This is a genomic window from Streptomyces sp. NPDC085524 (assembly GCF_044541755.1).
Lineage (GTDB): Bacteria > Actinomycetota > Actinomycetes > Streptomycetales > Streptomycetaceae > Streptomyces.
The window spans coordinates 1-19319 of the sequence record NZ_JBITTH010000022.1 but is presented as its reverse complement, the minus strand read 5'-3'; the positions used below and the strand labels follow the sequence as shown (position 1 = coordinate 19319).

The window sequence follows — 19319 nt, the reverse complement described above, 5'->3', positions numbered from 1 at the left end:
GCTACCGGGCCCGGACCCCGGCCGGGGCCTGGTCCACGACCTCGCGGATCGCGTCCGAGACCAGCCTCGGCTGCTCGACCGCGATCCCGTGACCGCTGTCGGTACGGGTGACGTGCCGCGCGTGGAGTTCGTCCGCCAGCCGCCGCTGCGCCGCGAGCCAGGCCGGCCAGGTCGATCCGGTCGTGCCGACCTTCAGGTCCCACGGGTGGTCGGACGTGAGGACCACCGCCGGTACGGGCGCCCCCAGCGGGGACGCGGCGCGGAATTCGGCGATGCTCGCCGTGTAGTCCGGGACCTCCCGCCCCTTCTCCTTCGTCATCGCCCCGACCGCGCGCGTCCAGTCCGACCACTGCTCGGTGGTCAGGGTGTCGCGCAGGTGAGGCGATGCGCCGTCGACCGTGACCAGCCCGGCGACCTGCGCGGGGTGGGTGCGCGCGTACAGGCCGGTGATCATCGCCCCCCACGAGGCGCCGACCAGCACGTACGGCCCCTTCTCACCGGCGGCGGCGAGCACCGCCCCCAGGTCGTCCGCGCCGTCCCGCGCCGACGTCGGCTGCGGCACCGGAGTCGAGGTGGTGGGCGTGTCGTCGGCCCTGGTCGTGCCGGGCCGGTCGTAGGCGCACACCCGCGTGTACCCGGCGACCCTCGGCAGCACCGCCGACGCGCTCGGCTTCAGGGTCCCCGCCGGGGCACCCGGTACGGCCACGTGCGTCCACTCGTCCGCCGCGCCTCCCGTGCCGGACACCAGCACCACGGTCGGGGAGCCGGTCCCGCGGCATTCCAGATGGACGACGCGGCCTCCCGGGAGGGGGACCGTACGCCCCTCGTCGCCGGTATCGTCCGCCGTCGCCGCCGGAGCGGCGCAGGCGACGGCCGCGACAGCCGTGACGACCGCCAGGGCTGTTCTCCACCGGGCCGGGGAGCGCCGCGCGATGCACATGGATCCAGTATCCGCCGCATCCCCGTCACCTGCGCCCGTCCAGGACCCCTACGGCAGGTCCAGCAGTGCCCAGAACACCACCGTGTTCAGCACCACCACCGCCGGCGCGGCGATCGCGATGCCGGCGCGGCGGGCGGCGTTGGCCTTGCGCCACGGGAGGGCCCAGCACCACACCAGCAGGGCCGCCACGATCACCAGCCCCGCCATGAACACCGGCCACGCGATGCCGAAGCTGGCGTCAAAGGCGTCGGCGGCCTGCTCCCCGCAGGAATCGCACGCCATCGGCGAGATGCCCGCGAAGAACAGCGACGCCAACGCCAGCGGCAGCGTCAGCAGGGTGGAGACCAGCGGGGCGATGAATGCCTGCCGGTCCCGGTCAAGGTCGCGGTCGCGGTCGCGGTCGTGATCAGTCATGGGGACACTCAACCGCGCCCGCCCCGACCGGGGAATCCGCGCAGATACTCATCCCCTGAGAGCGCGGAAACGATCGTCCCCGAGCGGCGGGGCCCTACCGTAAAGGGGATGAACAGGCTCCTTGCGGCCTTATCGGCTGCCGCCGCCCTCCTGCTCCTCGCCCCCGCCCCCGCGCACGCCGTGGATCCGGCGCCCTGCGTCAAGGGCGAGTCCGAATCGAAGTCCCGGAGCTCTGTGGACGAGGGCGAGATCCGGTACACGGACTCATCTCAGTACGACGCCGAGATCAAGCACGCCATCGCCGCCTGGCGGTACTCCGGCGCGAAGATCAAGATCCTCGGGGACACCGCGACCACGGTCAACGATCTCGACTTCGAGGACTTCAACGACGCCAACAGCTCGGCGGCCGGCATGTGGAAGTACAACGCGGAGCCGGGATGGACGGACTACATCCGCTTCAACCAGGCGAAGATGAAGACGTACTCGCCGAAGAGGCGCCGGAGTGTTGCCGCACACGAGCTGGGACACGCGCTCGGCCTGTGCCACAAGGACTTCGCGACGACCGACTCTCTGATGTGGCCCCAGGTCCAGGAGGACCACGACGTGCCGCAGGCCGTGGACAAGGCCAACTACAAGAAGCTGTGGGGCTGATCATGGGCACACGGATGTGGACTGCGGCGGGTCTGGCCGGAGGGCTCCTGCTTGCCGGGGGCAGCTGGTACACGATCGCCGGAACGGCCGACAGCACGAGTCACGCCGTCTGCGGGCCGGACCTGACGAAGGATCCCGTCGTCGCCGACGAGTTCATGGCGATGGCCGTGGTCGAGACGGTGAAGAACACACGGGCGTGGACGGCGGGCGGAAGCTCGTTCCTGTCCAGTCGGGTCCGTGTCCTCAAGGACCTGAAGGGCACCCTGCCCGAAACGCTCACGGTCACCCAGGGCATCGGGAACGGGTTCGCTCCGGGCCGGTATTCGACGGAGAACGACGAGCTGTACGCCGTCCTCGAACCCGGGCACCGGTACGTCGTGGGTGTCGAGACGATGGACAGCGACGGCCAGGGCCCATGGGTCGGGTACGTCGTCCCGGCCAAGCGCGGTGTGGACGGTGAGGCCGCGCACTGGCAGGAAGCGCAGCACGCGGCCGCGCCCGCGGCCCCGCCCTGCAACGACGTCGTGAGCGGGTGAAGCACCAGTCGCCCATGCCGAACGCCCGGCCGGGGAGAGCCCCGGCCGGGCGTTCGGCATGCACCACTCGCTAGGTCGTACGACGCCTCCGCGCGCCCGGCCTGCGCTCGCTCGGCCGGAAGACCGTTTCGCCGGCCTCCTTGGCCGCCTCGCGGCGTGCCGCGCCGTACTCGGCGAGGGCCTCCGCGAGCTTGCTCACGCTCGGCTCCGGGGAGAGGACGTCCACCCGCAGGCCGTGCTCCTCCGCCGTCTTCGCCGTCGCCGGGCCGATGCACGCGATCACGGTGACGTTGTGCGGCTTGCCGGCGATGCCGACGAGGTTGCGCACGGTCGAGGAGGACGTGAAGAGAACGGCGTCGAAGCCGCCGCCCTTGATCGCCTCGCGCGTGTCCGCCGGCGGCGGCGACGCGCGCACGGTCCGGTAGGCGGTGACGTCGTCGACCTCCCAGCCCAGCTCGATGAGGCCCGCGACCAGCGTCTCCGTCGCGATGTCGGCGCGCGGCAGGAACACGCGGTCGATCGGGTCGAAGACCGGGTCGTACGGCGGCCAGTCGTCCAGCAGTCCGGCCGCGGACTGCTCGCCGCTCGGGACCAGGTCCGGCTTCACGCCGAACTCCACGAGCGCGGCCGCGGTCTGCTCGCCCACCGCGGCGACCTTGATGCCCGCGAAGGCGCGGGCGTCGAGCCCGTACTCCTCGAACTTCTCCCGGACGGCCTTGACGGCGTTGACCGAGGTGAAGGCGATCCACTCGTAGCGGCCCGTCACCAGGCCCTTGACCGCGCGCTCCATCTGCTGCGGGGTGCGCGGCGGCTCCACGGCGATGGTCGGCACCTCGTGCGGCACCGCGCCGTACGAACGCAACTGGTCGGAGAGCGAGGCGGCCTGCTCCTTGGTGCGCGGTACGAGGACCCGCCAGCCGAACAGCGGCTTCGACTCGAACCAGGCCAGTTCCTCGCGCCGCGCGGCGGCGCCGTGCTCACCGACCACGGCTATGACGGGCCGGGCGCCCTCGGGCGAGGGGAGGATCTTCCCCTGCTTGAACACCTGGGCGATCGTGCCGAGGGTCGCGCGCCAGGTGCGCTGGCGCGTGGTCGTACCGGCGACGGTCACGGTCAGCGGGGTGTCGGGCTTGCGCCCGGCGCTCACCAGTTCCGCGGCGGCCGCGGAGACCGTCTCCAGGGTCGCGGAGACGACGAGGATGCCGTCGCTCGCGCCGACCTCGCTCCAGCAGCGCGCCGAGGCGCTGCGGGCGTCGACGAAGCGGACGTCCGCGCCCTGCTTGTCGCTCAGCGGCACACCCGCGTAGGCGGGCACGCCGACCGCGGTCGCGACGCCCGGGACCACCTCGAAGGGGATGCCCTCGGTGGCGCAGGCGAGCATCTCCTCGGCCGCGCTCCCGTCGAGCCCGGGGTCGCCCGTGACGGCACGGACGACCCGCCTGCCGGAGCGCGCGGCCTCCATGACAAGATTGGCGGCATCGCGGATCACCGGGAGCCCGGCGGCTGCTGACGCCTCGTCAGCGACCGTCAGCTGCGGCGTGTCGACTCCCGCGCGCGCATGCGTCCGTACGACGTCGAGCACCTCTGGTTCCGCGATCAGTACGTCCGCTGCCGCGAGCGCCTCCACGGCGCGCAGCGTCAGCAGACCCGGGTCGCCGGGGCCGGCACCGAGGAAGGTGACGTGCCCGTGTGCGGCGAAGGCCGGAAAGGCGGAGGTGTTCGGACTTGTGGGGCTCACGCTCGCTCCCCCATCAGACCGGCCGCGCCCTTGGCCAGCATCTCGTCCGCGAGTTCGCGGCCGAGCGCCATGGCCTCGTCGTACGACTGGGGCACGGGACCGGTGGTGGACAGCTGCACCAGCGTCGAGCCGTCGAGGGTGCCGACGACGCCGCGCAGGCGCATTTCATTGACATTCCGGCCGTCGGCCAGCAGATCGGCGTACGCGCCCACGGGCGCGCTGCAGCCGGCCTCCAGGGCGGCGAGCAGGGAACGCTCGGCGGTCACGGCGGCCCGGGTGTGGGGGTCGTCGAGCTTGCCGAGCGCCGCGATGAGGTCCGTGTCGGACGCAGGGCACTCCACGGCCAGGGCTCCCTGGCCGGGGGCGGGCAGGATGCTGTCGACGGACAGCAGGTCGGTCGCTTCGGCGCCGCGCCCGATCCGGTTCAGCCCGGCGGCGGCGAGGACGACGGCGTCGAGCTCGCCGGCCTGCACGAACCCGATGCGGGTGTCGACGTTGCCGCGGATCGGCACCGTCTCGATCCGCTTGCCCATCGACAGCGCCAGGGCGTTGAGCTGCGCCGTGCGGCGCGGCGAACCGGTACCGATCCGGGCTCCGTCGGGCAGCTGCTCGAAGGTCAGGCCGTCGCGGGCGACGAGCGCGTCCCGGGGGTCCTCGCGCAGCGGCATGGCCGCGATGACGAGGTCGTCGGGCTGGGCGGTCGGCAGGTCCTTCAGCGAGTGCACGGCGAAGTCGACCTCGCCGCGCAGGAGCGCGTCGCGCAGGGCGGTGACGAACACGCCGGTCCCGCCGATCTGGGCGAGGTGCTCGCGCGACACGTCACCGTACGTCGTGATCTCCACGAGCTCCACGGGACGGCCGGTGATCGCCCGTACCGCGTCGGCGACGTGGCCCGACTGCGACATGGCCAGCTTGCTCCGCCGCGTACCGAGCCGCAGCGGCCGGTCGGGACTTGTGTTCATGATGCCCGTCCTGGGTCGTCGTCGTTCTTCGGATCGGCCGCGTCCGCCCGGCTGACGGATGCCACCGTCTGAGGGTCGAGGTCGAAGAGTTCGCGCAGTGCGTCGGCGTAGCCGGCGCCGCCCGGTTCGCTCGCGAGCTGCTTGACGCGCACGGTCGGCGCGTGGAGGAGCTTGTCGACCACGCGGCGCACGGTCTGGGTGACCTCGGCCCGCTGCCGCTCGTCGAGATCGGGGAGCCGCCCGTCGAGCCGTGCCACTTCCATGGCGACGACTTCGGCCGCCATGGCGCGCAGGGCGACGACGGTGGGCGTGATGTGTGCGGCCCGCTGCGCCGCCCCGAAGGCGGCGACTTCCTCGGCGACGATGCCGCGTACGGCGTCGACGTCGGCGGCCATGGGCGCGTCGGCGGACGCCTCGGCGAGGCTCTCGATGTCGACGAGCCGCACGCCGGGGATCCGGTGCACGGCGGCGTCGATGTCCCTGGGCATGGCGAGGTCGAGCAGCGCGAGCCGTACGGGCGCCGCCCCGTCGGTCTGGCTCCGCGCGCTCTTGCGCGGCTGGCGCTGCGCGGCGGCCTCACCCTGGTCGGCCCAGGTCCCGTGCAGCTCGAGGGAGCTGGCGTCGACCCCGGTCAGAGCAGCCCGCCCGTCGGGTCCCACGGGGCACCCGTCGGCCTCCGGCGCAGCGGCGATGGTCCGCGCGGCCCCGGCATCGGCGATCCGCCCCCCGGCCTCGGCGGCAGCCACGAGCCGCGCCACGACCTCGGGGTCCACGGAACCGACGGCGGGGGCCGAACCCAGCCCCTCCGGCATTCGAGGAGCGGGGTCCGGGGCGGAGCCCCGTTCGGTGACCCGCACCGAACCGGCGGCATCGGCCACATCCAGCCCCGCACGGGACACGGCGGCCAGCACGTCATCGGCGGTCAGCACCAGCCCCGTCGCCCCGGTGCAGGACACCACGACGTCGACTCGTGTCAGCTCATCGGTGACACCCGCCATCGGAATGGCCCGCGCCGCGACCCCGGTGCCCGAGGCAACCAGAATCTCCGCCAGCCGCTCCGCCCGCTCGGCGGTCCGGTTCGCCACCACGACCTCGGCGACGCCCACCCGCGCCAGCGTCGCCGCCGCCAGCGAGGACATCGACCCGGCGCCGATCACCAGCGCACGCTTGCCCGCGGCCCACTCCCCCACCGGGAGGTGCACCGCGAGCTGCTCCAGCCCGAAGGTGACCAGCGACTGCCCGGCCCGGTCGATCCCGGTCTCCGAGTGCGCCCGCTTGCCGACCCTCAGCGCCTGCTGGAACAGGTCGTTGATCAGCCGCCCGGCGGTGTGCTGCTCCTGGCCGAGCGCCAGTGCGTCCTTGATCTGGCCGAGGATCTGCCCCTCGCCCACGACCATCGAGTCCAGCCCGCACGCCACCGAGAAGAGGTGGTGGACGGCCCGGTCCTCGTAGTGCACGTAGAGGTACGGAGTGAGCTCCTCCAGCGCGACCCCGCTGTGCTGTGCCAGCAGCGTGGACAGCTCGGCGACACCGGCGTGGAACTTGTCCACGTCGGCGTACAGCTCGATCCGGTTGCACGTGGCGAGCACCGTCGCCTCCGCCGCCGGCTCCGCGGCCAGCGTGTCGTGCAGCAGCTTCACCTTGGCGTCGGCAGACAGGGAGGCGCGCTCCAGCACGCTCACGGGCGCGCTGCGGTGGCTCAGCCCTACGACGAGCAGACTCATGCCGGCATCACCGCCGGGACGTCACCCTCGGGGTTGCCCTTGCGCGCCTCGGCGGCGGCCCGGCCGGCCGGCGGCACCACGGCCGCGGCGGGTGCGGCGCCGCCCACGGAGGAGCCGCCGGTGGACGCGGCGGCCGCCGCTTCCTCTCCGGCCTTGCGCTGCTCGTGGAACGCCAGGATCTGGAGCTCGATGGAGAGGTCGACCTTGCGCACGTCCACGCCGTCCGGCACCTGCAGGACGGTGGGCGCGAAGTTCAGGATGGAGGTCACGCCGGCGGCGATCAGCCGCTCGCTGACCTGCTGGGCGGCACCGGCCGGCGTCGCGATGACGCCGATCGAGACGCCGTTCTCCTCGATGATCTTCTCGAGGTCGTCGGTGTGCTGGACGGACATGCCGGCGACCGGCTTGCCGGCCATCGCCGGGTCGGCGTCGATCAGGGCGGCCACGCGGAACCCGCGCGCGGAGAAGCCGCCGTAGTTGGCGAGTGCGGCGCCGAGGTTGCCGATGCCGACGATCACTACCGGCCAGTCCTGGGTCAGGCCCAGTTCGCGGGAGATCTGGTAGACGAGGTACTCGACGTCGTAGCCGACGCCGCGGGTGCCGTAGGAACCCAGGTAGGAGAAGTCCTTGCGGAGCTTGGCGGAGTTGACTCCGGCGGCGGCCGCGAGCTCTTCGGAGGACACCGTGGGCACCGATCGCTCGGAGAGCGCGGTGAGGGCACGCAAGTACAGCGGAAGCCGGGCGACAGTGGCCTCGGGAATACCTCGGCTGCGGGTCGCCGGTCGGTGAGTTCGGCCAGTTGCCACGATGCTCCTGCGGGATGAGCGGGGCTGCAGGCGGTCACTTGTCCCAGGACCGCCCCGTCGACAGCAGGCTATGCCTTTGTGAACGCGTGCACAAAGATTGTGTCCAATTTGTCCGACCAAAGTGACCGGGGTCACGCAACCGCGGCGCACAGGAGTGGCGTCAAAGGCGCGCCGAACCCGTTCAAAAACAAAGGGGGGCAAAGCCGTACACACTCCTCACACAGACGCCCCCAGACCCCGCAAATCGCCCATGATGGTAACCGGGAACGGCGTCAGCCCCCCAACGCCCGCCGCAGCCGGTCCGGGTTCACCCGCCAGAAGGTGTGCTGCTCACCGTCCACCAGAACCACCGGAATCTGCTCCCAGTGCAGCCGGTAGAGCTCCTCGTCCTGCGAGATGTCCTTCTTCTCCCACTGCGCGCCCGTCTCGGCACACACCTTCGCCACGACCACCTCGGCGTCGTCGCACAGGTGGCACCCCGGCTTCCCGATGAGCGTCACCATCCGCTCCTCGGGACGCTTCTTCTCTTTACGGCGCAACAAAGGGCTCATGCCCCCATTCTCGGCCGCCGCGAAGCGAACTGTTAACGCCTCCGTTTCCCATCGGTTCGGGAACCCCCGAACACAGTGGCTATGCTCGCCACATGGCCGCTCTCGGATGGCTCACACCCCGTAGACGCTCCGCAACCGCGCGGAGCGTGCTGGCAGGCGAGGCCTCGGCCGAGGCCGCCCGCAAGTCCGCACTCGGCGAATCCCCGCACCTCACGGAATCCGACCTCGATCTCGACACCGATCTCGAAGCCCTCGGAGAAGAAGAGGAAGAGGCGGAGTTCCCCGTCGCCGGCGACGACCTCGCCGCCGCCTTCTTCGACCTCGACAACACCGTCATGCAGGGCGCCGCGATCTTCCACTTCGGCCGCGGCCTCTACAAGCGCGAGTTCTTCCGCCGCCGCGAGCTCGCCCGCTTCGCCTGGCAGCAGGCCTGGTTCAGGCTCGCCGGCGTCGAGGACCCCGAGCACATGCAGGACGCCCGCGACAGCGCCCTGTCCATCGTCAAGGGCCACCAGGTCTCCGAGCTGATGTCCATCGGCGAGGAGATCTACGACGAGTACATGGCCGAGCGGATCTGGCCGGGCACCCGCGCCCTCGCCCAGGCCCACCTCGACGCCGGCCAGAAGGTCTGGCTGGTCACCGCCGCCCCCGTGGAGACGGCCACGATCATCGCCCGCCGCCTCGGCCTGACCGGGGCACTGGGCACCGTCGCCGAGTCCGTCGACGGCGTCTACACCGGCCGCCTGGTCGGCGAACCGCTGCACGGCCCCGCCAAGGCCGAGGCGGTCCGCGCGCTGGCCGCCGCCGAGGGGCTGGACCTCTCGCGCTGCGCCGCGTACAGCGATTCGCACAACGACATCCCGATGCTGTCGCTGGTCGGACATCCGTACGCGATCAATCCCGACACAAAACTGCGCAAGCATGCCCGGACCAACGACTGGCGGCTGCGCGACTATCGGACCGGTCGCAAGGCCGTGAAGGTCGGCGTCCCGGCAGCCGCGGGAGTCGGCGCGATCGCCGGTGGCGCGGCCGCCGCGATCGCCCTGCACCGCCGCCGCAAGTAGCCCCGGCGCCCCTCGCGCCACCGCTCCGGCAGCCCGAAACCGGCCGCCACCAGCAACGGAGCCGTCCCGCCGCCCGCGGGGCGGCTTCCGTCGTGTTTCGGGCCCGCCGGGCCCGGGCATTCCCCCAGCCCTACCCCCGGCCCCGGCGGGGAACTCCGGCCTGCCCGACTCGGTCGCGGACCCCCTGGAAGCGCCCATTCCGCGCATGCAAGTGATCAAGAATCGATCACCAACTGCGCCTGAATATGCCCTCGACACGCAACGGAAGTGTCGGAATCGATGATTTGAGCAACTGGGTGTAGTGCTGCCTGTACGAAGCGTTATTCTCCTCAAACGCATGCCACCGGCCATCTGTCGCCACGACGGGTGAACGGTCCCGCACTGCACGTGATGGAAGCTCTGCCTCTGGGAGTCCCGTGTACCCACCTGTCGGGGTTGACGCCTCGGGCCTGGCTACGCTGCGCGCAACGGTCCTCGACCACCTGCGTGGCTTCGTCCCCACCGCGTACGCCGTCCCCGCCTTCGCCGCCGCGGTCCCTGCCGGCTTCGGCCCGGCCGGCCCTTGCTACGCCCTGACCGACGGCGGAGCGACGGTGGGCAGACGAGGCCGCGCGACCGGAGGGGCGAGCGGCTCCGCCGCCACGAGCACCCAGACCACCCCCACACCCCGCCGCCCCACCGCGGACAGCGACCAGGCCCGCATGATGGACCTGGTCGAGCGCGCCCAGGCGGGCGAGGCCGAGGCCTTCGGCCGCCTGTACGACCAGTACAGCGACACGGTGTACCGCTACATCTACTACCGCGTCGGCGGCAAGGCGACCGCGGAGGATCTCACCAGCGAGACCTTCCTGCGCGCGCTGCGCCGCATCTCCACCTTCACCTGGCAGGGCCGCGACTTCGGTGCGTGGCTCGTGACGATCGCGCGCAACCTGGTGGCCGACCACTTCAAGTCCAGCCGGTTCCGGCTTGAGGTCACCACCGGCGAAATGCTCGACGCGAACGAGGTCGAGCGCAGTCCCGAGGACTCCGTCCTGGAGTCCCTCTCCAACGCGGCCCTGCTGGAGGCCGTACGGAAACTCAATCCGCAGCAGCAGGAATGCGTGACACTGCGCTTCCTGCAGGGCCTCTCGGTAGCCGAAACGGCCCGGGTGATGGGGAAGAACGAGGGCGCCATCAAGACGCTCCAGTACCGGGCGGTCCGCACCCTGGCCCGCCTCCTCCCGGACGACGCCCGCTGACTCTCACACTCTTACTGACAACACATTCGGTGACCCCTCGATGACGCTGTGGTCCGATCATCCTTCGTCCGTAACCCAAGTGCCGCGACGCTCGTTGTGCGGAATGCAGGCTCCCTGTGGACACGCCCTGCCCGAAGCCGCTCACTCGAAAGTGTGGATGTGCTCAAGGAAGGCAACCTTCCGGACACCTTGGGGAGTCGATCGTCATGACGAGAGGAGGTGCCGCCAGTGATCGCGAACGTCACTCCGCACCGGCGGGCGAACGCCTTCGCCCAGGCCCTTGAGGAGCGGACCCCGTCCGACCTTTCGGAACCGGACCCGGCGGCCGAGCAGTCCGAGGCGCCTGCCGAACCTGCCGACCACGACCGGTTGTTGGCCCTGGCGAGCGTGCTCGGCGAACGAATGCCGCGCCCGGTGCTGGACCCCGAGGTCAAAGTGGTGCAGCGGGCCCAGCTCGTTGCCGCCATGGAGGCAATGGTGCTGGAGGAGAGGGCCGGAGGGGGTGCCGCCGACCCTCAACTGCCCGAGCAGCGGACCGGCCGCGGCGCCCACCGGGCGACCCCGCTCCGGAAATTGCGGCCCCGCTCCCGCTGGTCCAAGGGCATCGCAGCGGGCGGCCTCACCGTGGGTGTGGCCGCAGGGGCCTTCAGCGGAGTGGCCGCTGCGAGTTCCGACGCCCTGCCCGGTGACCACCTGTACCCCGTGAAGCGGGGCATGGAGGACCTGAAGCTGGGGATGGCCGACGACGATTCGGACCGGGGCGAGCTCTATCTCGACCAGGCCTCGAGCCGTCTGTCGGAAGCCCGCAGGCTGATGGAGCGCGGCCGCACGGGCGTACTGGACCACGAGTCCCTGGGCGCGATCCGCCGGGCCCTCGCAGGCATGAAGCACGACGCGGAGGAGGGCCACCGGCTCCTCCAGGCCGCCCACGACCGGGACGGCTCGCTCGGCCCGATCCAGGCGCTGTCGTCCTTCTCCCGCGCCCACCGCGACGCGTGGGGCAAGCTGCGGGAGAAGCTCCCGCCGCAGCTGGGCGACGTGGGCAGCGACGTCGAGTCGGTCTTCCAGGCCATAGACGAAGACGTGGCGCCGTTCCAGGGCCTGCTCCCCAAGCCCCCGGAGCAGACGCGCGGCACCGGTCCGTCCGGTGCGCCCGCCAAACAGGGCACGCCCGGCGGGAAGCAGCAGTCCGCCCCCGCGGCGGGCACGCCTTCGGGCAGCCCCGCGCCGTCCCCGTCGGGCAGCAGCACGCCCCCGGCCGGCGGTCTGCTGGGTGGTACGGGCAACCTGCTCAACCCGCCGCAGGGCCAGTCCGCACCCCCCTCCTCGGGCACCCCGTCCGAGACGAACCCGGACATCACCCTCCCGCCCCTCCTCCCGGGCATCCTCCCGGGCCTGGGGATCACCGGGGAGGACGTGAAGTAGCAAGAAAGGCGGGGCCGCAACCGCGGCCCCGCCTTCGGCACTCCCAGCCCCCGCCGGGGCGCATCCAGCCCCGCCGGCGTTCGAGGCGCGGGGGTCCGGGGCAGAGCCCCGGCACTCGACGGTCAGAAGAACACAGACCGCCGCTGCACCAGCAGCTTGTACAACGTGTGCTGGATCTGCTCCCGCACCTGATCCGTCAGATTGAACATCAGCATCGGATCATCAGCGGCCTCGGCGGCATAACCCGCAGTGGGAATCGGCTCCCCGAACTGGATCGTCCACTTCGTCGGCAACGGCACCGCCCCCAGCGGCCCCAGCCACGGGAACGTCGGAGTGATCGGGAAGTACGGGATCCCCAGCAGCCGCGCGAGCGTCTTCGCGTTGCCGACCATCGGGTAGATCTCCTCCGCGCCCACGATCGAGCAGGGCACGATCGGCGTGCCCGCCCGCAGCGCCGTCGACACGAACCCGCCGCGCCCGAAGCGCTGGAGCTTGTACCGCTCCCCGAACGGCTTCCCTATCCCCTTGAAGCCCTCCGGCATGACCCCGACCAGTTCCCCGGCCTCCAGCAGCCGCTGCGCGTCCTCCGCGCACGCCAGGGTGTGCCCGGCCTTCCGCGCCAGCTCGTTCACGACCGGCAGCATGAACACCAGGTCCGCCGCCAGCAGCCGCAGGTGCCGCTGCGCCGGGTGGTGGTCGTGGACGGCCACCTGCATCATCAGCCCGTCCAGCGGCAGGGTCCCCGAGTGGTTCGCCACGATCAGCGCACCACCCTCCTTGGGGATGTTCTCGATGCCCTTGACCTCGACCCGGAAGTACTTGTCGTACAGAGGCCGGATCAGGGACATCAGGACCTGGTCCGTGAGCTCCTTGTCGTAGCCGAACTCGTCGACCTCGTAGTCCCCGGTGATCCGGCGCCGCAGGAACGCCAGCCCCCCGGCGATCCGCTTGTCCCAGCCGTCGCCCGCCGGGGCCGCCGCGGGAGCGGCAGGCTCGCCCACGGGGACCGCCTCGGGCTCGTGCGCGGGCTCGGGCACGGCCCGGACCCGCCGGCCCGGGGTCCGCCGGCGCGGCCTGTCCTCGTCGAACGGGATGACCTTGGCGTCCGCCACTATCGCTTCGCTCCTTCAACCGCTTCGACGTCTGCATCCAGCATGGCCGCCACCCGGTCCACGGCGCGGCCGACCCGCTCCGGCGGCAGCAGCCCGCTGCCCCGGCTGCGCGCGAAGTCCGCGAAGGTCTCCGCGGTCGTGTACATCGGCTCGAAGCCGAGCACCTCCCGCATCTGCGCGGTCTCCACGACCCGGCCGTGCGTGAGGAGCCTGATCTGCTCCGGCGAGAAGTCGGTGACCCCGACCGCCCGCAGCGCCTGCCCGACCCAGGTCACCGCGGGCAGCAGCAGCGGCAGCGTCGGCCGCCCCAGTCTCCGCGAGCACTGCGACAGCAGCAGCACGCCGTCGCCCGCGATGTTGAACGTCCCGCTGTTCAGCGTGCCGCGCCGCGGCTCCTGGGCCGCCAGCCGCAGCACGTCGAGGACGTCGTCCTCGTGGACGAACTGCAGCCTCGGGTCGTAGCCCAGCACGGTCGGCATGACCGGCATCGAGAAGTACTCGGCGAGCGCCGAATCGGCGAACGGCCCCAGGATGTTCGCGAACCGCAGCACGCACACCGCGACGTCCGGCCGCCTGCGCGCGAAGCCCCGTACGTATCCCTCGACCTCGGTGGCGTCCTTGGCGAAGCCGCCCGCCGGCAGCGACTTGGGCTGCGTGGTCTCGGTGAAGACGGCGGGATCCCGGGAGGTGCCCCCGTACACGCTCGTACTGGACTTCACGACGAGCCGCCGCACCGTCGGGGACTTCTGGCAGGCCCCGAGGAGCTGCATCGTCCCGATGACGTTCGTTTCCTTGACGGCGCTGTGCCCGCCGCCACTGCCCCCGCCGCCTCCGGTGACCGCGAGGTGCACGACGGTGTCCACGGCGTGCTCGGCCAGCACGCGGGCGATCGCGGACTGTCTGATGTCCGTACGGACGAACTCGGCCGATCCGAGCCGGTGCGGCGGCACCACGGCGTCCACGGCGATCACCCGCTCGACGTCCGGGTCACGCTGGATGCGGCGCACGAAGCGGCCCCCCAGCTGCCGGGCAGCCCCGGTGACGAGCACGACCTTCCCCACGAGCTCAGCGCCTCCCTAGATCGGAACACCCGTCTCCGGCTGCACCGCAGCCCCCCCACCAGAATGGTGGAGGGGCTGCGGAGAACACGTACAGCTGCCGTTTACTTCTTGTTACGGCGCTGGACGCGGGTGCGCTTGAGCAGCTTGCGGTGCTTCTTCTTCGCCATCCGCTTGCGCCGCTTCTTGATAACAGAGCCCACGACTACCCTCGCTCACTTCTTCTTCACTGGTGCGGGGCGTCTGGGCCCACACGACCTACGTCGGCCTAGCCTACCCGCCCGAGCTCTGAGCCTGTAATCCGAGTGGCTCCCAGGAGTTACGAGGGCATCCGAAGGGACGTCACTATCAGGCCGACTCCACCCCCACATAGGACTCTCGGAGGTACTCGTGGACCGCGTTCTCGGGGACCCGGAAGGACCGGCCCACCCGGATCGCGGGCAGATGACCGTTGTGCACCAGGCGGTACACGGTCATCTTCGACACTCGCATCACCGAGGCGACCTCCGCCACGGTCAGGAACTGAACCTCACTGAGAGGCCTCTCGCCAGCAGCCATGACACACCTTTGACCTTCCGCGCATGACGGGCACCGGCTTCCCCTCCGGTTACTCCTCGTCGTCGCACGCTCACTCCCCAGAGTAGGGGCGTGCGTGACGAGTGGGGAAGAGGAGCTACGGCCACTCCTGCCGGACCGGCAGACCCGCCCGATTGAGCACATAGCGAGTAAGCGGCCGGTAGTAGTCCGCACGCACCGCGTCATCAAGTGGAACGGCCACCGACACCTGCCCCTCCGCTTCCCCCACGAACAGCGCCGGATCATCCGTGTCAGCCAGCCCGATCGCCTCCACACCGAGCTGACCTGCACCGCAGACCCACCCGTGATCGCCGACCACCAGCTCCGGCAGCGGCCCCCCGGCCTCCGCCAGGGCCCCCAGAGCCATCCGAACCGGCAGCGGCGAATGCGTGTGCGCGCCGGTCGCACTCCCCGGCGGCCGCACGCCGGGTTCCCGCACCAGTGCGACCCCCCGTACGTAATCGAGGTGGTACGTGCGTACGCCGAACCGGGACGCGATGTCGACGCCCGCCCCCTGCGCCGGGGTGAGGACAACACATCCCGCCGCCGACATCGCCTCCGCCAAACAGGCGTAGAACCCCAGGAGACGGTGCGGGTGACCCGTCCCGAACAACACGGGTGCCCCGGCCCCGGCGACGGCCCGCAGCCGCTCCGCGAAGGCGTCCAGCGCGGCCACCGTGAGCTCCGGATCGATCACGTCCGGGCCGCTGACGTGCGCGGGGTCCGCCGACACCCCGCACCTGTCCGCCATCAGCCGCAGCAGATCGCCCTCGCCCCAGCCCCACTCCGGATCCAGCCCCAGCAGCACCCGCGGATCGCGCGCGGCGAACAGCCGGTAACTGCGCAGGCTCTCCTCCCGGGAGGTGGCGACGGGCCCGGCCAACCGGGCGGCCAGCAGATGCGCTCGCAGCGCGCCGGTGCTCAACACCCTCCGATGCTGCCTCCAACGCAGCTGTCGGGGCATCAATTCCGTGTCATGGCCCCACAGTTGGCGTAACGATGCATCACCTGTGCCCCTCGGCGCCGGACGGGATCAGGTCAGCATCCCGCGCAGCGGGAACACCGCCCGCCGCGTCGCCAGAACGGCCTGATCCGTACGGTCCGCCGGGTCGTAACCGGCCTCCCATTCCCGCCAGTCGGGGACCCGGCCGTCCGTCATCCGGGCCGGCGCGAGCTGCCGCGTCCGCGCGTACACCTCGTCCCGCCAGGAGGCCGGCACCGCCGCCTCCGGATCCACCGGACGGTGCGCGGCGATCCCCACCAGGTGCGTCCACGACCGCGGTACGACGTCCACCACCGCGTACCCGCCGCCGCCCAGGGCCAGCCACCGCCCGTCGGCGTACTCGTGCGCCAGGGCGTGGCAGGCCTCCTGCACGGCCCGCTGGGCGTCCAGCGACACCGCGAGATGGGCGAGCGGGTCCTCGAAGTGCGTGTCGGCCCCGTGCTGCGTCACCAGCACCTGGGGCCGGAAGTCCGCCAGCAGCTCCGGTACGACCGCGTGGAAGGCCCGCAGCCACCCCTCGTCGCCGGTCCCCGCGGGCAGGGCGATGTTCACCGCGCTGCCCTCCGCCCCGTCGCCGCCCGTCTCCTCCGGCCAGCCGGTCTGCGGGAACAGGGTCCGCGGGTGCTCGTGCATCGAGACGGTCAGCACGCGCGGGTCGTCCCAGAACGCCGCCTGCACCCCGTCCCCGTGGTGGACGTCGACGTCCACGTACGCGACCCGCTCGGCCCCGAGCTCCAGCAGCCGCGCGATGGCCAGCGACGCGTCGTTGTAGACGCAGAAACCGGCCGCCCCGCCCGGCATGGCGTGGTGCAGCCCGCCCGCGAAGTTCACGGCGTGCTCGGTCTCGCCCCGCCAGATCGCCTCCGCGCCCGCCACGGACTGCCCGGCGATCAGCGCGGACGCCTCGTGCATCCCGTGGAAGGCCGGATCGTCCACGGTCCCCAGCCCGTACGACCCGTCCGCGATCCCCGGGTCCGCGGACACCTCGCGCACCGCGGCGACGTAGTCCTCCCGGTGGACGAGCCGCAGCGTCGAGTCCCCGGCCGCGCGGGCGGCCCGTACCTCCATCGCCCGGTCCAGCCCGAAGGCGCGCACCAGCCCCATGGTCAGGGCCAGCCGCACCGGATCCATCGGATGGCTGGGCCCGAAGTCATACTTCGTTACCGCCTCGTCCCACATCAACAACCCGCGCCCGCTCATGCCCGACACGGTATCGGGCCTCCGCAGGTCCGAACGAGCGGGCGTGGATCAGCGTGAACAGGACCAGGACCATCGGCACGAGCATCGCGCCCCGGTAGCTCCAGGCGTCCCCGATCCCGCCGACGAGCGGCGACCCGATCAGGAAGCCCACGTAGTTGAAAATGTTCAGCCGGGCGATCGCCGTGTCGGAAGCCGCCCCCGGGAACAGCCTGCCCGCCGCGGCGAAGGTCTGCGGCACGATCACGCACAGCCCGATCCCCAGCAGCGTGAAACCGAGCATCCCCACCCACGCCCCCGGCGCCACCGCCACGACGGCGAACCCGCCCGCGGCCACCACCGTCCCGCACCGCACGACCGTCACGGCCCCGAACCTGCGCACCCCCAGGTCGCCGACGGCCCGCCCGAGGAGCGTGGTCACCATGTAGACGTTGTAGGGGACGGTGGCCAGCTGCTCCGAGCTCCCCAGCACGTCCTGGAGGTACTTGGCACTCCAGTTCGCGACCGTCGAGTCCCCGATGTACGCGCACGCCATCACCAGGCACAGCGGAAGCAGCAGCTTGAACGCGCCGGATCCCGCCGCCTTCTCCGCCACCGCGTCACCGCCGCGGTCGCTCTGGTCGACGTAGGACCGGCTCCCCACCGCCACGAGCGGCACGAGCACGACCACGGCCGGCAAGTAGCTCACGAACAGCCCCAGGTGCCAGTGCGCCCCCGCCCAGGCGGCCGACGCCCCGACGATCCCGCCCAGGCTGTAGGCGGCGTGGAAGCCGAGCATGATGCTGCGCCCGTACGCCCGCTGGAGGCTCACCCCGAGCATGTTCATGGAGGCGTCCAGCGCACCCACCGACAGCCCGAACGCCCCCAGCGCCACGGCCACGTGCCACATCTGGCTGCCGGCCCCGACCCCCAGCAGCGCCAGCAGCACCAGCGGCTGCGCCCACCGCAGCACCACGCTGGGCGCGACCCGCTTCACGAGGTACTCGGTGGCGACGCTCGACGCGCCCGCCAGGACCGGCACGGCGGCCAGGAACGCGGGCAGCAGCCCGTCGGATATCCCGTACTGGTCCTGGATGGCCGGGATACGGGTCACGAGCAGCGCGAAGGTGACCCCTTGCGCGAAGAAGCTGAACCCCAGCGCACCGCGCCCGCGCCGCAGCCGCACGTCTGCCATTGCCGTCATGGCGGCACAGCGTAGGCCCCGCGGCTACTCGTGGGTAGAGAGATCACACAGGCAGTTGGAGGAGCACCGGGAGCTGCATCATGTCCCCGAAGTACCCGGTCGCGCCCGGCAGCTGGTCGGCGGGCAGCATGGCGGTGTAGGCGTACACGTCCATGCCCGCCGCGCGGGCGGCCTCGATGCCGCGGGGGCTGTCCTCGATGACGACGCACCGCGAGGGCTCGACCCCCATCTGCCGGGCGGCGTGCAGGAACAGCTCCGGAGACGGCTTGCCCTCGCCCACGTCGTCCGAGCTGAAGATCCACTCCTCCTCGAACCACCCGTCGAGCCCGGCCGCCAGGTGCCCGACCCGGATCCGCTCGTGACTGCCGGACGACGCCAGGCAGTACCCGACCCCGCTCGCGGTCAGCGCCCCGAGCACGTCCTCGATGCCGGCGACCGGCTTCAGCTCCCGCTCGAAGGCGGCCGAGGTCCGCGCGGCCAGCGTCCGGTCGAAGTCCTCGGGCAGCGGCTCACCGGTCCGCTCCTGGACGAGATCGTGGATCCGGTGCACGGCCGCGCCCATGTAGTCGCGGAGCGAGTCCTCGTACGTGGTCGGGTGCCCCAGCTCGGTCAGGTACTCGGCGAGAACACTGTTGGCGAGCGGCTCGCTGTCCACCAGCACGCCGTCGTTGTCGAAGATGACGAGGTCGTAGCCCATACCCCCAGCCTACGAGCCGTCAGCTCGGGTCCACGGCAGCCGCATGCTGGTGAACGGACGAACATCGGAAAATCCGCAGCCGGCCACGCTCAGCGGTTCAGGTCGAACACGGCCACGCCCCGGCCCTGGTACGCCTCGGGCTCTACCGTCGCCACCAGCGCACCCTCTTCCCAGTCGGGCAGGTGCCGCACGGCGTGCACCGCCGCGGCGATCCCGGCAGGTACGCCGTCCCGGCACAACTGCGCCACGCCAAGCGCGGCCGGGTGGTCGAGGTCGATCGTGTGGATGACGTCGAGCTGCCCGATGTGCATCGGACGCGCCCCAAACGCAGAAAAGCCCCGCACCAGAAGGTGCGGGGCTTTCCCACAATGATTGTTCGGCGGCGTCCTACTCTCCCACAGGGTCCCCCCTGCAGTACCATCGGCGCTGAAAGGCTTAGCTTCC

At 71.6% G+C, this 19319-nt stretch carries 21 protein-coding genes; 5 read left to right on the top strand and 16 right to left on the bottom strand.

Annotated elements, in window-relative coordinates:
• Position 1: 1 nt before the first annotated feature.
• Positions 2-940, bottom strand: coding sequence for an alpha/beta fold hydrolase (locus ACIGFK_RS29235; RefSeq protein ID WP_400054216.1), 939 nt, complete (start codon positions 938-940; stop codon positions 2-4).
• A 48-nt stretch (positions 941-988) separates the two neighbouring features.
• Positions 989-1354 (bottom strand): hypothetical protein, encoded by a 366-nt coding sequence (locus tag ACIGFK_RS29230; protein ID WP_400054214.1) that lies wholly within the window; start codon positions 1352-1354, stop codon positions 989-991.
• Positions 1355-1462: 108 nt separating this feature from the next.
• Here ACIGFK_RS29230 and ACIGFK_RS29225 point away from each other — a divergent pair, with 108 nt between their 5' ends.
• Positions 1463-2005: a matrixin family metalloprotease gene (locus ACIGFK_RS29225; protein WP_400054212.1), complete on the top strand. Its 543-nt coding sequence runs from the start codon at positions 1463-1465 to the stop codon at positions 2003-2005.
• Between the two features lie 2 nt (positions 2006-2007).
• On the top strand, positions 2008-2541 hold the full coding sequence (locus ACIGFK_RS29220) for a hypothetical protein (RefSeq protein ID WP_400054210.1): 534 nt from the start codon (positions 2008-2010) through the stop codon (positions 2539-2541).
• 70 nt (positions 2542-2611) lie between these two features.
• Here the strand turns inward: ACIGFK_RS29220 and ACIGFK_RS29215 are convergent, their stop codons facing one another.
• The 5 genes from ACIGFK_RS29215 to ACIGFK_RS29195 all read right to left on the bottom strand — a co-directional run bounded on the left by ACIGFK_RS29215 (position 2612) and on the right by ACIGFK_RS29195 (position 8322).
• On the bottom strand, positions 2612-4279 hold the full coding sequence (locus tag ACIGFK_RS29215) for a uroporphyrinogen-III synthase (protein ID WP_376659612.1): 1668 nt from the start codon (positions 4277-4279) through the stop codon (positions 2612-2614).
• A complete protein-coding gene (hemC, locus tag ACIGFK_RS29210) occupies positions 4276-5241 on the bottom strand; it encodes a hydroxymethylbilane synthase (protein ID WP_376659613.1) in 966 nt (321 codons plus the stop codon). Before hemC ends, ACIGFK_RS29215 begins: the two co-directional genes overlap by 4 nt.
• Entirely contained in the window at positions 5238-6965 is a 1728-nt protein-coding gene (locus ACIGFK_RS29205; protein ID WP_376659614.1) for a glutamyl-tRNA reductase, read from the bottom strand. Before ACIGFK_RS29205 ends, hemC begins: the two co-directional genes overlap by 4 nt.
• Positions 6962-7771 carry a redox-sensing transcriptional repressor Rex gene (locus ACIGFK_RS29200; RefSeq protein ID WP_376659615.1) on the bottom strand — a complete coding sequence of 270 codons (810 nt, stop codon included), beginning with the start codon at positions 7769-7771 and terminating at the stop codon, positions 6962-6964. Before ACIGFK_RS29200 ends, ACIGFK_RS29205 begins: the two co-directional genes overlap by 4 nt.
• Before the next feature lie 272 nt (positions 7772-8043).
• Positions 8044-8322 carry a glutaredoxin family protein gene (locus ACIGFK_RS29195; protein ID WP_376659616.1) on the bottom strand — a complete coding sequence of 93 codons (279 nt, stop codon included), beginning with the start codon at positions 8320-8322 and terminating at the stop codon, positions 8044-8046.
• 92 nt (positions 8323-8414) lie between these two features.
• Here ACIGFK_RS29195 and ACIGFK_RS29190 point away from each other — a divergent pair, with 92 nt between their 5' ends.
• The 3 genes from ACIGFK_RS29190 to ACIGFK_RS29180 all read left to right on the top strand — a co-directional run bounded on the left by ACIGFK_RS29190 (position 8415) and on the right by ACIGFK_RS29180 (position 12049).
• Complete coding sequence (locus ACIGFK_RS29190) at positions 8415-9386, top strand: HAD family hydrolase (RefSeq protein WP_376659617.1); 972 nt, start codon at positions 8415-8417, stop codon at positions 9384-9386.
• 416 nt (positions 9387-9802) lie between these two features.
• A complete protein-coding gene (locus ACIGFK_RS29185; protein ID WP_400054205.1) occupies positions 9803-10624 on the top strand; it encodes an ECF subfamily RNA polymerase sigma factor, BldN family in 822 nt (273 codons plus the stop codon).
• Between the two features lie 228 nt (positions 10625-10852).
• A complete protein-coding gene (locus ACIGFK_RS29180) occupies positions 10853-12049 on the top strand; it encodes a DUF5667 domain-containing protein (RefSeq protein WP_376659619.1) in 1197 nt (398 codons plus the stop codon).
• Between the two features lie 122 nt (positions 12050-12171).
• Here ACIGFK_RS29180 and ACIGFK_RS29175 read toward each other — a convergent pair whose 3' ends face one another.
• The 9 genes from ACIGFK_RS29175 to ACIGFK_RS29135 all read right to left on the bottom strand — a co-directional run bounded on the left by ACIGFK_RS29175 (position 12172) and on the right by ACIGFK_RS29135 (position 19186).
• Complete coding sequence (locus ACIGFK_RS29175; protein ID WP_376659620.1) at positions 12172-13161, bottom strand: lysophospholipid acyltransferase family protein; 990 nt, start codon at positions 13159-13161, stop codon at positions 12172-12174.
• A complete protein-coding gene (locus ACIGFK_RS29170) occupies positions 13161-14222 on the bottom strand; it encodes an NAD-dependent epimerase/dehydratase family protein (RefSeq protein ID WP_386471160.1) in 1062 nt (353 codons plus the stop codon). The genes ACIGFK_RS29175 and ACIGFK_RS29170 overlap by 1 nt, the downstream gene beginning before the upstream one ends.
• Positions 14223-14323: 101 nt before the next feature.
• On the bottom strand, positions 14324-14422 hold the full coding sequence (locus ACIGFK_RS29165) for a 30S ribosomal protein bS22 (RefSeq protein WP_003948845.1): 99 nt from the start codon (positions 14420-14422) through the stop codon (positions 14324-14326).
• A gap of 145 nt (positions 14423-14567) precedes the next feature.
• Complete coding sequence (locus ACIGFK_RS29160; RefSeq protein ID WP_008738568.1) at positions 14568-14777, bottom strand: helix-turn-helix domain-containing protein; 210 nt, start codon at positions 14775-14777, stop codon at positions 14568-14570.
• A 115-nt stretch (positions 14778-14892) separates the two neighbouring features.
• Entirely contained in the window at positions 14893-15723 is an 831-nt protein-coding gene (locus tag ACIGFK_RS29155; RefSeq protein ID WP_376659622.1) for a phosphatase, read from the bottom strand.
• Between the two features lie 105 nt (positions 15724-15828).
• Positions 15829-16998, bottom strand: coding sequence for an acetoin utilization protein AcuC (locus ACIGFK_RS29150; protein ID WP_376659623.1), 1170 nt, complete (start codon positions 16996-16998; stop codon positions 15829-15831).
• Positions 16949-18169: an MFS transporter gene (locus ACIGFK_RS29145; RefSeq protein WP_400054310.1), complete on the bottom strand. Its 1221-nt coding sequence runs from the start codon at positions 18167-18169 to the stop codon at positions 16949-16951. Before ACIGFK_RS29145 ends, ACIGFK_RS29150 begins: the two co-directional genes overlap by 50 nt.
• Before the next feature lie 52 nt (positions 18170-18221).
• Positions 18222-18875 carry an HAD family hydrolase gene (locus ACIGFK_RS29140; RefSeq protein WP_376659624.1) on the bottom strand — a complete coding sequence of 218 codons (654 nt, stop codon included), beginning with the start codon at positions 18873-18875 and terminating at the stop codon, positions 18222-18224.
• 89 nt (positions 18876-18964) lie between these two features.
• Positions 18965-19186, bottom strand: a complete 222-nt coding sequence (locus tag ACIGFK_RS29135) for a hypothetical protein (protein ID WP_400054202.1) — start codon at positions 19184-19186, stop codon at positions 18965-18967.
• Between the last annotated feature and the right edge of the window lie 133 nt (positions 19187-19319).

Excerpts from the sequence above, each read along its gene's own strand:
- ACIGFK_RS29145 (WP_400054310.1), bottom strand. The coding sequence starts at position 18,169 with ATGGCAGACGTGCGGCTGCGGCGCGGGCGCGGTGCGCTGGGGTTCAGC.
- ACIGFK_RS29220 (WP_400054210.1), top strand. The coding sequence starts at position 2,008 with ATGGGCACACGGATGTGGACTGCGGCGGGTCTGGCCGGAGGGCTCCTG.
- ACIGFK_RS29230 (WP_400054214.1), bottom strand. The coding sequence starts at position 1,354 with ATGACTGATCACGACCGCGACCGCGACCGCGACCTTGACCGGGACCGG.
- ACIGFK_RS29150 (WP_376659623.1), bottom strand. The coding sequence starts at position 16,998 with ATGAGCGGGCGCGGGTTGTTGATGTGGGACGAGGCGGTAACGAAGTAT.
- ACIGFK_RS29225 (WP_400054212.1), top strand. The coding sequence starts at position 1,463 with ATGAACAGGCTCCTTGCGGCCTTATCGGCTGCCGCCGCCCTCCTGCTC.
- ACIGFK_RS29195 (WP_376659616.1), bottom strand. The coding sequence starts at position 8,322 with ATGAGCCCTTTGTTGCGCCGTAAAGAGAAGAAGCGTCCCGAGGAGCGG.
- ACIGFK_RS29160 (WP_008738568.1), bottom strand. The coding sequence starts at position 14,777 with ATGGCTGCTGGCGAGAGGCCTCTCAGTGAGGTTCAGTTCCTGACCGTG.
- ACIGFK_RS29190 (WP_376659617.1), top strand. The coding sequence starts at position 8,415 with ATGGCCGCTCTCGGATGGCTCACACCCCGTAGACGCTCCGCAACCGCG.
- ACIGFK_RS29135 (WP_400054202.1), bottom strand. The coding sequence starts at position 19,186 with ATGCACATCGGGCAGCTCGACGTCATCCACACGATCGACCTCGACCAC.
- ACIGFK_RS29205 (WP_376659614.1), bottom strand. The coding sequence starts at position 6,965 with ATGAGTCTGCTCGTCGTAGGGCTGAGCCACCGCAGCGCGCCCGTGAGC.
- ACIGFK_RS29235 (WP_400054216.1), bottom strand. The coding sequence starts at position 940 with ATGTGCATCGCGCGGCGCTCCCCGGCCCGGTGGAGAACAGCCCTGGCG.
- ACIGFK_RS29140 (WP_376659624.1), bottom strand. The coding sequence starts at position 18,875 with ATGGGCTACGACCTCGTCATCTTCGACAACGACGGCGTGCTGGTGGAC.
- hemC (WP_376659613.1), bottom strand. The coding sequence starts at position 5,241 with ATGAACACAAGTCCCGACCGGCCGCTGCGGCTCGGTACGCGGCGGAGC.